The organism is Pseudobacteriovorax antillogorgiicola (assembly GCF_900177345.1).
GTDB classification, from domain to species: Bacteria; Bdellovibrionota_B; Oligoflexia; order Oligoflexales; family Oligoflexaceae; genus Pseudobacteriovorax; species Pseudobacteriovorax antillogorgiicola.
This window is the reverse complement of the sequence record NZ_FWZT01000010.1, coordinates 94,556-107,973: the sequence shown is the minus strand read 5'-3', so window position 1 is coordinate 107,973 and position 13,418 is coordinate 94,556. Positions and strand designations below refer to the sequence as shown.

General features: G+C 48.8%; 10 protein-coding genes. 7 read left to right on the top strand and 3 right to left on the bottom strand.

Going from position 1 to position 13,418, the window contains the following annotated elements; all coding sequences use genetic code 11:
- Positions 1 to 2 precede the first annotated feature (2 nt).
- Genes B9N89_RS14475 through B9N89_RS14465 form a run of 3 tightly spaced genes read right to left on the bottom strand, consistent with a single transcriptional unit; the run spans position 3 to position 6,471 of the window.
- Complete coding sequence (locus tag B9N89_RS14475; protein WP_132320800.1) at positions 3 to 4,508, bottom strand: translocation/assembly module TamB domain-containing protein; 4,506 nt, start codon at positions 4,506 to 4,508, stop codon at positions 3 to 5.
- A gap of 13 nt (positions 4,509 to 4,521) precedes the next feature.
- Positions 4,522 to 5,511, bottom strand: a complete 990-nt coding sequence (locus B9N89_RS14470) for an ExeA family protein (RefSeq protein ID WP_132320798.1) — start codon at positions 5,509 to 5,511, stop codon at positions 4,522 to 4,524.
- A complete protein-coding gene (locus B9N89_RS14465) occupies positions 5,512 to 6,471 on the bottom strand; it encodes a hypothetical protein (RefSeq protein WP_132320796.1) in 960 nt (319 codons plus the stop codon). It lies immediately after the preceding gene.
- Positions 6,472 to 6,632: 161 nt separating this feature from the next.
- On the opposite strand from B9N89_RS14465, the gene purD reads away from it, so the two are divergent.
- The 7 genes from purD to B9N89_RS14430 all read left to right on the top strand — a co-directional run bounded on the left by purD (position 6,633) and on the right by B9N89_RS14430 (position 13,415).
- Entirely contained in the window at positions 6,633 to 7,925 is a 1,293-nt protein-coding gene (purD, locus tag B9N89_RS14460) for a phosphoribosylamine--glycine ligase (protein WP_132320794.1), read from the top strand.
- Positions 7,926 to 7,933: 8 nt separating this feature from the next.
- A complete protein-coding gene (locus tag B9N89_RS14455; RefSeq protein ID WP_132320792.1) occupies positions 7,934 to 8,413 on the top strand; it encodes an AIR carboxylase family protein in 480 nt (159 codons plus the stop codon).
- A 6-nt stretch (positions 8,414 to 8,419) separates the two neighbouring features.
- Positions 8,420 to 9,046 carry an L-threonylcarbamoyladenylate synthase gene (locus B9N89_RS14450; protein WP_132320790.1) on the top strand — a complete coding sequence of 209 codons (627 nt, stop codon included), beginning with the start codon at positions 8,420 to 8,422 and terminating at the stop codon, positions 9,044 to 9,046.
- A complete protein-coding gene (locus B9N89_RS14445) occupies positions 9,030 to 9,635 on the top strand; it encodes a Maf family protein (protein ID WP_132320788.1) in 606 nt (201 codons plus the stop codon). The genes B9N89_RS14450 and B9N89_RS14445 overlap by 17 nt, the downstream gene beginning before the upstream one ends.
- Entirely contained in the window at positions 9,632 to 10,846 is a 1,215-nt protein-coding gene (gene hemW, locus B9N89_RS14440) for a radical SAM family heme chaperone HemW (protein WP_159455374.1), read from the top strand. The genes B9N89_RS14445 and hemW overlap by 4 nt, the downstream gene beginning before the upstream one ends.
- A gap of 66 nt (positions 10,847 to 10,912) precedes the next feature.
- Positions 10,913 to 12,397, top strand: a complete 1,485-nt coding sequence (locus tag B9N89_RS14435; protein WP_132320784.1) for an aminotransferase class III-fold pyridoxal phosphate-dependent enzyme — start codon at positions 10,913 to 10,915, stop codon at positions 12,395 to 12,397.
- A gap of 76 nt (positions 12,398 to 12,473) precedes the next feature.
- Complete coding sequence (locus tag B9N89_RS14430; RefSeq protein ID WP_159455373.1) at positions 12,474 to 13,415, top strand: NAD(P)-dependent oxidoreductase; 942 nt, start codon at positions 12,474 to 12,476, stop codon at positions 13,413 to 13,415.
- Positions 13,416 to 13,418: the final 3 nt, after the last annotated feature.

The following is a 13,418-nucleotide window of genomic DNA, read 5'->3' as shown; positions in this document are numbered from 1 at the left end:
AATCACTCAAAGTTAAACTTAAATTTTAAATCCACCGCAGTATCTGCTGGAAGATTACTAGTGGTACTGCCGGTATCTTCGTTGCGAGAATCCACACTTCCCGATACCGTAATTCGTTGATGCAAAGCATATTGAAACGAAGCCTTCATATTCTCAGCATAATCAAGCTGTAGGATCAAACTCAATTCATCCGTGATCCGAATAGGAAGGTTTAACCGAGCAACGGGCTGGGGCTGATCGATATCAGGGAGATAGGTGTCGATGTAGATCTGGCGGATATACTGTTGGCCGGTTAAGTCAAAGATCTTTTCAAGAGGTCCTTCGGCATAGCCAACAAACAAGGAAAGCGCTTCGTTCTCTAGGAAGTTCGATGGCGTATTGCTGTCTGTTGAGGGTAACCGACCAGTGGTCATAAGCAAAATGATGTCGATCTTGCTAAATGCTGTACCATCGGGTTTAGTGGGGGGATCGACGGTGAGGGAAACTTTCGGTTCAGATACCTTACCACTTACGACAACCTGAACAATGTAATTGGTACCTTCAGCCAGAATTTCTGCCTCCCCGATAATGTCTAGCCGCGGATCGGGTGGATATGTGGGGACTTCAAAGGAAACGATACCCCGCCGAATGGAAAAATCGCGACGATACTTGAACGCCCCTTTTGTGGTTTCAATTTGACCTAGGATAATCGGTTTCAATTCATTGCCGCGAACAGTGAGGTCTGTAGAAAGCCTAACATCCATATTTTTATTTTTAATGGCAATCTTATCGGAGCTATTGATCGCGAGATCGAAGTCGAACAAGGGTTCATCTTGGGCGCTAGGTGCTGTGAAGCGGCTTTGCTGGATACTGGAGACGATTTGCTTTCTAAGATCAAAATCAGTTTGGGAAGAGGCCTCTTCGATGGTGACATTGCCTGTGACGCGAAAAGGTTTCTCTTTGCCAGTCATCGTAAGGTCGCCGCTGAGAGTCGCATCTGCTGATTTAAACACTGGAATATAGAAGCGATGAAGCTCAGCGTTGCTGAAATTGATAAACATTTGGGAGTCTTCGGGCCGATCAGATGCAAGGTCCCATCGCCCCTTTACCTTAATAGAGCCGCGATTTCCCTTACTTCCCTCGATTTGCTTGATGATGATGGCATCGCTAGTGAGGGTCGCATCTATAGTGATGTTGGTAAATGAAGGAGCGAAGTCGATCATCCCTATGCTAATCGGTTTCCAAACTTTTCGTTTAAATGGATCGAGCTTTTGATCGCGAAAATTGATATTGATGTCAGGTTGATCTAATGAACCGCGAATATAGCCTTCGAAAAGCACGCGACCTTCAGCAGTTTCAATGAATGGTGCTAGCTTGCGAATGATGCCGAGGTCTATGGAGCCTTGAGTGGTGATATTGAGCTTTTCTGGAGGGTTGTTGTTATTAAGTCCTAGCTCGATGTTAAATTCACTACCAGCAAGAGATAGAGTCTTCTTGTTACGGAACTGCCAGTGCTTCTCCCTAAGTTCGAGTTCTATAGGCTGCTCAGATTTTAATTCAATCTTCTGTAGCTCATTGTTGGCCTTCTGAACGAACTGAGACTCAATTTTATTAATGTTTAGGCTGCCAGTGGAATTCCACCAATTTTCTAGTTCGCCAGCCATGGTCCATTCTGCGGAGACGTAGGCATAGTTCCGAGGGTCCTTGGAAAAGAACGGGCTCAAAGCGGCTCTTGCATCGAACTGATCGAGAAATACATACCATTGATAGGGCATACCTGGTTTCAGGAAGTCAAAAGACAGTCGCCCCACAAACGAGTTTCCAGCATGCTTGAGAATCGGTATCTCGATTTTGGAGCCATTGGCAAAGCCAGAAAATTGAATGGGTGCAATGGGGCTGCCGAAAGCGACAAGCCGATCGAGAGTTCCACTAAAGCTACCTTCTAGGTGGCGAAAGGTGCCTTCTAACTTGGTGTCGAAACGCAGGTCAGCACCAACTTTTGCTGGCCGAAGCATATCACCAATTATGGGGAGCGATCCAAGGTGGTTAAGCTTGTCATATTCTGTGTGTGGGGCAAAGGTTTCACTTCCCGTATTCTGTGACCGGGCAGATAATTGGATGCGATTATCGTGATTGAGGCCTAATGACGACCAGTCATCAGAATCTGTTTTTGGAGGCCCTAGTCTTTTTTCCTCATAGTCGATAGCCAACTCAAGCAAATCGAGCCGAGCGTAAATATCTTTAGCACGCACAGATTTCGATGTAGCGGTCACGCGACCTTGTAGCAAAGAAAAAAATTTCGAACCATCTTTGATCCCATGGCTTAGCGAGGCATCAATATCACCTTTCCAAAGAATAGGGCGGTCGATGGGGATCTCAATGCGCCCTTCGAGCTTCTTAATACCAAAGGACACTCGTTGGTCGGGAAACATGGTTTTGATGCCAGCCTCGATGAACTTAGGCGAAATGTTTTTCGCGCTGACATCACCGCTAATGACGAATTCTTCCATCGCCAACTGGCCCTTCGTCATCATGAATTCGCCTCTTGTGAGTTCCTCAATGCGGAAGCGATCGATCATGAGTCGGTTGCTAGGCACGAGGTAGCGAGAGGAAAGCTCGATCCTCTTGCCGGGGAACCCAAAAACGGCTCCATTCTCGCCGTTTATATTAAGAGTGATTTGCAACTTGTCATAGGAACCATGAATGCGGCTATCGAGCACATAGGAACCAGCGATTGGATTCTGGATGAAATGCTGTAGCAAGTCTCCTTCGATACTGGGGGAATCTACCTTGAGATCCATGCCTTGTTCAGTTTCAAAGAAAACGTCGCCACCAATGAATAGGTTCGGTCCAGGCTCAGCGGGCTCCGCTTGAGCTTTCGGTTCGACGGGAGTGAGGGCGATCCCAAGAGCTTCGTCTTCGCTTTTCTCCTCGTCGACGTCACTAGTTTTACTGTCATCGCCTGATACCTCAGCGCGCTCAGAAGCTTTGGAAGTGTCATCCGTTGATGGTAATTGGCAAACGCCTGGTGTTCGAGGGATTCGAACCCTTTGGGAGTTGATCTGAAACACGACTTTAAGGTCACATGAAGGCTTGGCGAACGGTGTCTGTGATGGAATCGTTGGCAAGGTCAGGTCTGCAAACCGAGCATCGCCCGCGACCCTCATTTGGAAAGGTTCGCCAGTGCCGGTAATGTGGAGGTCATCGCTGCTGACCTTAGCTTCCAAAGCTTGGTAGTCCTCCACTTGTAGCATTTTCATCAGAGTGGTGAAAGACATCTCATTGGGGACTATATGAAAGTTGAAAGCCGTGCCTTTGGCGAAGGATAGTCGCCCCTTGCCTGTGGCAAGAGCTTTGCGGATACCGCGGTCTTTCCGCACTTCAAGATCGTCAAAGTAAATAGCATCTTCATCAATCGAAATCCGAGCGTCTGATTGTAGCAGCTTAAATCCTTGCAGTTGGGCATCGTGGGAGCGTACAACGGCACCTAAAGTCCAGTTTGTTTCATCTTCACTAAAAGGAACATCTGCGGTAAATCGGATGGCACCGCTTAATTTACCCTCGGTGCGTTCGGTTTCCAGGTAGTCCCCAAGGATACTGATATCGCCTCGCTTGAGATCAAGGGTGGAGTCGATACTGACACCATTTAAGTCGAAGTTGAAGAGGCGCCGACCACGAAATAGATCGACTTTTCGCCGGGTCAGGTCAAGGTTTGCCTGAACCTGGCCCTCGATATCCAATCGTTTTGATTTCACGTTGAAGGCTTGGGATCGGATTTTATTTTTTCGATTGCTGATGGCAAGTTCAATCCGAGTATCCTTAAGAACGTGGAGCCCGTCCGAATAGAAGTTAAGCCTATTGACGGCGACTTCTGTGTCCCAATCGTCCCAATCATTAAAATCTAGGTGAAAGGTGAAGCCATCCAGTCGAGCGGCGATCTTTGGCGCCGATCCTGGTTTGTCACCTGGGAGCTGAAACTCAAGTATGGCATCGGTTAAGGAAAAGCGATCGATAGGCAATTCGAAATCTGGAGGCCAATCGATTCCTTTGGGTTTCTCGGCTGGAGATGAAAGACCAGTGTCTTTCTTTGGAACTGGGATCGGTAGGGAGCGACCATTGTTGGGGTCACCTTGGGTTGTGCCTGTGTCTTCTACCTCGGCAGTCTTGAAAATACCTTCCGGCAAGGGGTAGCTTGCCCGTAGCTCACTCAGCTGCACAAGGCCCAGCCGAGGTTTCCCCAGGAGTAGCGATAGAATCGATACCCTCACCTGGGTTCGGGATGTGGAAAGCACCTCCCGGCCTTCCTGATCTTTGACGCTCACACCATAAAGATCAAAACCTGGAGGTACAAATTGCAAGCTGATGGCTTTGAACTCAAGTTTGGCAGTGGTATGAGCTTCGACTTTCTCGTTGATAAATGTGCCGAGCACGCGGTGAAAGTATGGGTTGTCAACCGCGGTGTTGAGTAAGACCGCAGAGATCCCAAGTACCAGGATAGCGATTAATATGGCGCGAATACTATGGTGCACAGTGAAATCTTTGCTATTTTTTATCGGCCTTGTAGAACAGGCTGCTAATCTCTACCGATTTGCTAGGTTTGCTCTCCTTTTTGACCCGTCGACTGGCCTTGTTAGGGGCCTCCGGCGGTCTCTTAGGTGGCTCGGACCGACTAGGACTCTGTCTTGCTGGCCTATACTGGCTTTCTTGATGGCTTGGCAAGAACTGCGATGCCTGATCTACGATTCTGGAATTTATAGTTTTTTCTGATTTTAAGAAAGCCTCAATCAAGGAATTTTCTAATAGAGCATTGATGCGCGAGTAAACACCTTGGCTGATTTGATGAATCATTTCAATAGTATCAGGCAGAATCGTATTGGCTGGAATACGATTCATTTGCAGCCGGTAGCTGATATAGCCAACCAGTTCTTCAAGACTAAGGTTTTCGAGATGAACGGACAATGAGAGCCGATTGTGAAATTCCTGAGTTTGGCCCACCACATCCATCATTTGTGGATTGCCTAACAAAACAAAGTTGATTCCGAAAGGGACGAGGCTTTGCATAGAGATGAGGCTATGAATTTCTTGCATGGAAGAAGGAGATTTGAGCTTGTGAGCCTCGTCGATAATCACTGTCAAAACTCGGCTATCCAGGTTCGACTCTTCGATGGCTTGGGCAAGGTGTTCAAGGCTTTGCAAGCGATCTGTACCCTGAATCCCAAGGAAGCGACAAAGTTTAGGAAGTAGCCAGCCAGCGTCGAACTCCTCCTGATAGAGAGAGACGAGCAGGACTTCGTGAGTATCTGGGCTAAGGCTCTTATAGAGCCATCGAGCCATCGTTGATTTGCAGTGGCCTGGTGATGTAGTTAGGGTCATGAGGCTCGGTGCTTGCTCAGAGAAAAGAAGCATGCGATCCATTTTGCTCATCCAAGAATCGGGCATAAACAAACGATCGTACGCAAGGCTGGTTTGGAATGCTGGAGAGTCGAGACCCCAATACTCCAGATAAGCTTGCATTTTATTCTTGATGCCCACCTAGGCGCTTTCTCCTGTTTTACGGGTCCAGGCTTGCTTGAATTGATCGAGCAGAATAATTTGATGATCGATGCTATTCATAAAGTCTTCCACATGACCTTCAGCATAGAGGCAACGGCTGAGAAAAACCTTAGCAGTTTTAGGCATATAGTTGGCTTTCATAAGCTCTTTGAGAAGCGGAATGCATTGGTCCACTTCATTGAGCATCAGCTTAGCTTGGATTTGCTCTGGGATTACAAGATTGGGATTTCCGTGGTTTTTCTTGGCAGCCTCGATCACCTTCAGGGCGGTGTCTGGCATCGCCATATGGAGATAAAAATCGATGGTTGAAAGGATGATTCCTAAGTTTCTGGGGAACTCGCGGATGGCGTTAAGCAAAACCTTTTCTACGACCTTTGCATCATTCAAACGCCGAATACCATGGGCGATAGCAGGGGCGAGCAAAGGCATTAGTTCGCTGGTTCCGACCATAGTTGTCAGGGCTTTCATCGCTTCCGTACTCTGCTTTTTGACCAGCAGCTTTCGAACATCCCAGATGCGAGCGAGGTTACCTGTGGACCAGCGCCGTAGCATGAACTCCAAGGACTCAATAAATCGGGCTGGATGAATCGGAGCATCTATCACTTCTGGCATGCCAATTTCTTTAAAGAGAGCCTTATCGGGCTGGTCGTCAGAGGCAGCAACCATTGTGGGTGTCAGTAAGGCGGTTGGGTTGGAAAGTTGACCGCGGAGAACTAGGCTCGCCGGCAGATCGTGGCTGTCTTCGATGAGTAAAACCGAAGCCTCGCCGTCTTCCAAGGCGCTAAAACCTTCCCGAATGTTATCTGTCATGTGGCTAAACTTCCACCCACGGCGCAAAAGGCGATCGACGATCTCGCCGGTCACAGAATCTTTCTGAGCCGAAATAAGAACCAAATTGGGGATTTCCCAAGCCCCAAAAATACCCCGTTTAGAAGACATAGGGTGATTCCTCGTGCGAAGAAGGCCAAAAGGTGGTCGATAGGGTATACCTAATTCCATTGTAGCACGAGAGGGGTGCCTCAGGACATGGTTGACACCGAAAGAAGCTCCCTATAAAAGGGGGCAACGTTGGAATCAGCCTAAACTTTGAGGGAAAAATCATGAAAGTTCTGCTAGTTGGGTCTGGGGCGCGCGAGCATGCTCTGGCATGGAAACTAAGCCAGTCAAAGGTTGTTACAGAGCTTCTGTTCTGGCCTGGATCGGCAGCGATCAACCGCCTCGGTAAGGCGTTTCAAGCGGAGGATGAAACTTGGCAAGGCTTGGCCAAAGCAGCCGCTAGCGAGAAGATTGATTTTGTGGTGGTAGGTCCCGAACAACCCCTGGCGGAGGGATTTGCCGACCTATGCCGCCAAGAAAAAATTCCAGTATTTGGTCCTCAGCAGCGGGCTGCAGCTCTTGAATCTTCGAAAGAGTTTGCGAAAGAAACCATGAAGGCGGCAGGGATTCCAACAGCTGGTTATCAGGTCGTAGGGGATTTCGATGAATGTGAGGCAGTGGCTCTCAACATGCTAGCGAGAACCGGAGGAGCCGTTATCAAAGCCAGTGGCTTGGCGGCTGGTAAGGGAGTCTTTGTCTGCCAGAGCGAGGACGATGTGCGAAATGGAATTCATCGCTTAAAAACCTCGATGGCTCAGGCGGCAGAACGCATTGTAGTTGAAGAAGTTCTCAAAGGTCGCGAATGCTCATTCTTCTGTTTTGTTGGTGAGCAAGGAGCCAACCCTTTAGGCTTTGCTGTAGATTTCAAGCGTTTGAAAGATGGTGACGAGGGCCCCAACACAGGTGGGATGGGGTGTTATACACCTGTTCCATGGCTACCGGAAGATGCTAGCGAGCAAGTGATGAGCAAGGTTGTACAACCCCTTATTGCGGAGCTTAAGCAGCAAGATGTTGAATACTCAGGTTGTCTTTATGTAGGGCTGATGTGGGGCGAAGCAGGCCCTTCTGTGGTTGAGTTCAACGTTAGGCTGGGAGACCCGGAGGCTCAGGCTCTTGCCATTCATGATAGCCGAGATTGGGGGCAGATGATTGCCTCTCAACTGGGGCTCTTAGAACGCTATGAGCCGCAAATGGAGCAGGTGGCGAGGCAAACAGTCGCGATCGTCATGGCCAGTGAAGGATATCCCTACGAGAAGCCGAAACAGGAAGTGCAAGCCTTACCGTCGGACTTGTTTTCCCACAAAGGCATAGACCAAGCTGTTTTCGGAGCCTCGGTGCAGGCTGATGGTGAAGTCTTGAAACCTGGTGCAGGCCGGGTGCTAACCGTGGTACAAGCTGGATCGACTTTTAAAAAAGCTCGGTCTCAAGCCTATCATGAGGTGCGAACTTTAGCTGAACAATGGCCATATGCTCAATTCCGTAACGACATCGCGTTGCGAGTTGCAGACGATTCATGAGGTGATTGATGACAAGTGTACTTGTGCTCGTTGGCAGTAAGAGTCATTTAGAGACGTTAGAAGACGGCCTTGAAATATTTAAAGATCTTGGTGTGGCCTTCAGTGTGCGGATAGCCTCGGCCCAAGGTCAATTCGAGCGGCTTAAGGATATTGCAGAAAACCACGAGCAAAAGGGTGGAAGTGCTATTATCTGTGTTTCAGAAAATGTCGCCTCGCTAGGAACTGTTGCTTCTGCTCACACAAACTTGCCTGTGATTGCCGTTTCGAATTTGAGTGACCAAAGTCAGGTCGTCCTGGGGCTTGGGTCGCCTGTCGTAACCACAGGCTGTTCCGGACAAAACGGTTTTTGCCAAGCCGCCCTATTTACTGCTCAAGTTGTTGGGCTTCGTGATCCAGAACTACTGGTGAAAATAAAGCAATATCGTCAAAGCCAAGAGGCTCGTATCGAGGAATCAGACGATCTGCACCGAATCGATTTTAAGGGTTGAATAAGAATGCCACATCAAGTTGAGCATATGTTAAGTCATTGGAAGGCTGGCGATATTTGTCTGCACCCAACAGACACTCTGCCGGGTTTGAGTTTTGATCCAGATAATGCCGAGGCCTGGGAGCGCTTGGCCTCCCTGAAAGGTCGCGATGAACGTAAAACCTGTATCTGCCTATTGCCATCACTAGCAGCAGCGAAGCAGTTTTGGAAACCTTTACCCAGTGTTTGGGATCGAGCGCTGGAAAAGCTTTGGCCAGCGTCTCTGAGTGTCATTTGGCAAGCGGCAGACAATTGCCCCGTAAGTCTTGTTAGGGATGATGGTAGCGTCGCGTTTCGGGTGCCCTTGCTTGATGAGAGCAATCGTTGGATGTACGAAGTGATGGCCCAAGTTGATAAACCATTCCCCACAACCAGCGTCAACCAGTCTGGCAAAGCTTCGGCCAATGATTGGCAAGATGCGCGCATGTTTCTGGAGGGGGGCGCTGGGGTCTATATACCTTCGTCTTTTGCCGTCCCGGGTGGGCAGGCGAGCACCGTCATCCGAATCAAGGGCGATGGCGACTTTGATATTCTTCGCCCAGGCCCATGTGAGCAGCAGCATATTGAGGAGGCCCTTCATGGCTCAACTCGTTAAGTATGATGGTCAAATCATCCTGGGAAGTTCGTCACCTCGTCGTCAGCAAATGCTTGCCGATTTAGGAGTCTCTTTCACGGTTGTGAAGCCAGAGACGGAAGAGCGAATAAAGTCAGGTGAGTTACCCAGAGATTATGTTCTAAGAAATGCCCGTGAGAAGGCTGAATGGGTGTTCGAAAAAAAACAGTCTGACGGTGATATTCTCGTCATCAGTGCCGATACTATAGTTGTTTCTAACGGTCAGGTGATGGAAAAACCGAAATCTGAATCAGATGCAGAAGCGATGCTCATGAAGCTTTCAGGCAGCCGCCATGAGGTGATTTCAAGCTTTTGTATGATCAAAAGTGACAAAGGCGGTGTGAAGCAAACGACTCATGCTGAAACCACTTTCGTAAAATTTGTGGATTTGAGTGCCGAAGACTGTCGCTATTATATCAGCACAGGAGAACCTATGGATAAGGCCGGCTCCTATGGAATTCAGGGAATTGGTGGCTTTATGGTGAAGAGTATCGAAGGTTCCTATTCCAATGTTGTCGGGCTACCCTTGGCTGAATTCCTAGTCAGTCTACGCTCCTTGGTGTCAGCGTGAGTGCGGATCTTGTAAGCCAGGTGCAACAGCGGTTTGGCCTCTATCTTCATATTCCGTTTTGCCGATCCATTTGTCATTACTGCGACTTTGCCAAAACTGCGAACTTTACACAGGACCATGTAACAGCTTACATGGATCTTCTAGAACGACAACTGGACTGGTTTCTAAACTCTGAGCAGGGAGCGAGACAGAAGTTCACCTCCATATTTTTAGGTGGTGGAACCCCTGGAATGCTTAGCCGCGAGTACGAAGGTATTTTTCGTAAGCTTAAAAATCACATTGCCCCGGATTGCGAGATTTCCATTGAAACGAATCCCGAAGATATTCAGCCCGATATCTTAGCCCAGTGGCACGATTTGGGAATTAATCGAATCAGCATGGGGGTGCAAACATTTCAAGAGCGAGGACTTGAGGTCTTAACTCGGAACCATGGGAGCATTAAGGCTCAACGGGCGATCGAAGAGGTTCTCAAGGTATTTTCGAACTTAAACATCGATTTAATCTATGGCTGGCCGGATCAGAGCGTCCAGCAATGGCGTCAGGACTTGGAGCAGGCTGCTGTTCTGGGAGTTCCCCATCTCTCCCTGTATAACCTTACCTATGAGGCAGGAACCCCTCTGAACCGCAAAAAAGATCGAGGAATGTTACAGGATGTTGCGGATGAGCACTTGGAGAGTTTGTATCAAACCGCTATGATGACATTGTCAGGACCCTGGATTCACGATGAAGTCTCGAACTGGAGTCTTCCCGGATTTTCCTGCAAACACAATTGGCTCTACTGGCAAGATTCTCACTATCTAGGCCTAGGCTGTGGCGCCCATGGTTACCTTCCAGTCGGAGAGGTCGGCCTCCGTTACGCGTTCCCTAAGCAGCTACGAACTTACCTTCGAGCAGGAGAAGGATTCGTTGATGCGGATATCACAAGCCTAGAAGAATTTCTCATAAGTCATGGAGCGTCGATTGACGAGGGGCGTACTCTGTCAGATTGGTTGCTGGAACTCATAGGTTGCAGCCTGCGAAGCCGGAAGGGGGTTCCCGTCAATGAAATCGAGAAACTACTAAAATGTAAGTTTGAGCCTGGAAAAATACTGCAAACTGGGATAGACATGGGCCTAGTAAAGCTCGAAAAGGGGCAGCTATATCTAGAACCCTCGGAATGGTTTCGTGAGACTAGCTGGGCAACTGAGCTTGTTATGGCGTTTGAGTCGTAAGACTCCCTACATAAGTCCTCTAGACTTGCCGATAGAATCGTTACAGCTTGCGGATAAGGAGTGATTATGGAAAAAATCGAAAAATTACATGAGATCAGAAAGCAGACTGGCGCTGCCGTCACGACTGGCTTGGAGGACGAAATCCTTGCTGCCTTTTTGGACAAGGACCCGAGTCTTGGCATCGCCATTGATGAGGCTTACCAAGCCTTCCAAGAGCTGGCGCGTGAACACAAAGACATGCTAACCATGGATGAAACCAAGCTTGTTGAAGAGCTTCAGGCTGGCTATCTTAATTTCTATGCAGCAAACGCGGTGAACCCTTATGTGTCTCTCAGTGCCAAGGGACCGTGGCTGGTAACGAGTCATGGAGCCGTGCTTCATGACTCTGGCGGCTATGGCATGCTGGGCTTTGGGCACAGTCCCGATAAAGTTCTCGATGCAATGAACGGTCGCCAGGTCATGGCTAACGTAATGACCGCGCATTTTAGCCAAAAGTTTCTCGTGGATCGCTTGAAGAAAGAAGTTGGTCACACCCGTAGCAGCGGTATGCCTTTTAAAAAGTTTGTTTGTCTAAACAGCGGCAGCGAATCGGTAACCGTTGCGGCTCGAATCTCAGATCTCAATGCTCGCGTGGTGACCGACCCAGGTGGTCGCTATGAAGGCCGGACGATCAACATGCTGGCGATGAAAGGTGGCTTTCACGGCCGAACTGATCGGCCAGCCCAAGCATCGGATTCTAGTTTGAAATCTTACCAGAAGCTGGCGTCCTTTCGCGATCGCAAGAACTTGATCACTGTGGAACCGAACAACGTTGACGAATTGCGACAGGCTTTTGCACAAGCGGAGAAGGATAACGTCTTCATCGAGATGGTTCTCCTTGAGCCAGTGATGGGGGAAGGCAATCCTGGAGTAGGCGTGACCCGAGAGTTTTATGACGAAGTTCGCAAACTCACGAAAGAGCACGGCTGTATGATGCTGGTGGATTCGATTCAGGCTGGTCTTCGGGCTCATGGCTGCCTCAGCATCACCGATTACCCAGGCTTTCAGGACTGCGAAGCGCCTGATCTGGAAACTTATTCCAAGGCTGTGAATGCGGGCCAGTATCCTTTGTCCATCCTAGCCTTAAATGATACGGCTGCAGGGATCTTCCAGCGAGGGATCTATGGAAACACGATGACCACGAACCCTCGTGCCCTTGACGTTGCCTGCGCGGTGCTCGATTCGATTACTCCTGAACTCAGAAAAAACATAGTTGAACGGGGTAAAGAATTTATTGATAAGTTCAAAGGGCTACAAAAGGAATTCCCTGATATTGTCACGGGAGTTTCTGGTACTGGGCTGCTCTGTGCCTTGCATCTGAAGAAAGACGGTTTCGTTGTTGTTGGTGACGACTGCGTTGAGGCTTATATGCGTAAGATCGGAATTGGGGTGATCCACGGTGGCGAAAACGCCCTGCGCTTTACTCCTCACTTCAACATCACCAGTGCTGAAGTTGATCTCATTATCGATAAGATTCGCGAAACTTTGAAACGTGGGCCAGTTTACAAGTAAACCCAACTCAATTAGATTTCTTTAGCCAGCACCCAATTGGGGCTGGCTTTTTTTCATGGTACACAAGGAGTCGAGCATGAAAGCTGCACTATTGGATCGTGGTACCTTAAGTCAGAATATTGAGCTCGATGAGCTACGTGATGCAGAGCTAGAACTGAGTGTCTATGAGTTGGTGGCGCCTGAAGATATTGTTGAGGTGTGCAAAGACTGTGCGGTGATCATCACCAATAAGGTGGTATTGAACCGAAAAACATTGTCTCAATTGCCGCGACTCAAACTCATTTGCCTTCTTGCCACTGGAGCGAACAATATCGATCTTGCGGCTGCGCAGGAGTATGGCATCACGGTTTGCAATGCCCGAGACTATTGCACCTCTTCGGTGGCTCAGCATACCTTTGCCCTGATTCTCAATTTCTCGCGAAGTCTACATCGCTATCATAGCAGCGTTCAAAATGGAGATTGGCAAAAATGCCGCTTTTTCTCTTATTCGGATTACCCCATTAGCCAGCTTGATGGTCAGAGTCTGCTAATTTTTGGTCAGGGAGTGCTAGGCTTAGCAACGGGTCGTATTGCAGAGGCATTTGGGATGAATGTCTACTATGTGAACAGCAAAACACCCCAAGCCGAATGGCAGTCTAAACTCGCTAGCGCTCATTGGGTAAGCTTGCACTGCCCATCCAATGATCAAACAAGACACATGGTGAACCGAGATTTTTTAACGCGCATGAATACCGATGCCTATCTCATCAACACGGCTCGGGGAGACTTGGTGGTGCCTGATGATCTGATTGAGGCCTTAGACAACGGGTGGATCGCAGGTGCTGCTTTGGATGTTTTGCCTATTGAACCCCCGCCTAGCGACTCTCTCCTTTTACAGAAGGCCTATGACAACCTTATCATCACCCCTCATATCGCCTGGGCGAGTCGAGAGGCACAACGCCAGGTGATTCGAGAGACGCTACTGAATATAGAAGCATTTCGATGTGCTGAGCCACGGAATGGGCTCATCGATACCTAAGCT

Bases quoted from the DNA above. Each gene is read 5' to 3' on its own strand.
- B9N89_RS14455 (WP_132320792.1), top strand. From the start codon at position 7,934: ATGACAAGTGTACTTGTGCTCGTTGGCAGTAAGAGTCATTTAGAGACG.
- B9N89_RS14450 (WP_132320790.1), top strand. From the start codon at position 8,420: ATGCCACATCAAGTTGAGCATATGTTAAGTCATTGGAAGGCTGGCGAT.
- B9N89_RS14445 (WP_132320788.1), top strand. From the start codon at position 9,030: ATGGCTCAACTCGTTAAGTATGATGGTCAAATCATCCTGGGAAGTTCG.
- B9N89_RS14465 (WP_132320796.1), bottom strand. From the start codon at position 6,471: ATGTCTTCTAAACGGGGTATTTTTGGGGCTTGGGAAATCCCCAATTTG.
- B9N89_RS14435 (WP_132320784.1), top strand. From the start codon at position 10,913: ATGGAAAAAATCGAAAAATTACATGAGATCAGAAAGCAGACTGGCGCT.
- purD (WP_132320794.1), top strand. From the start codon at position 6,633: ATGAAAGTTCTGCTAGTTGGGTCTGGGGCGCGCGAGCATGCTCTGGCA.
- B9N89_RS14430 (WP_159455373.1), top strand. From the start codon at position 12,474: ATGAAAGCTGCACTATTGGATCGTGGTACCTTAAGTCAGAATATTGAG.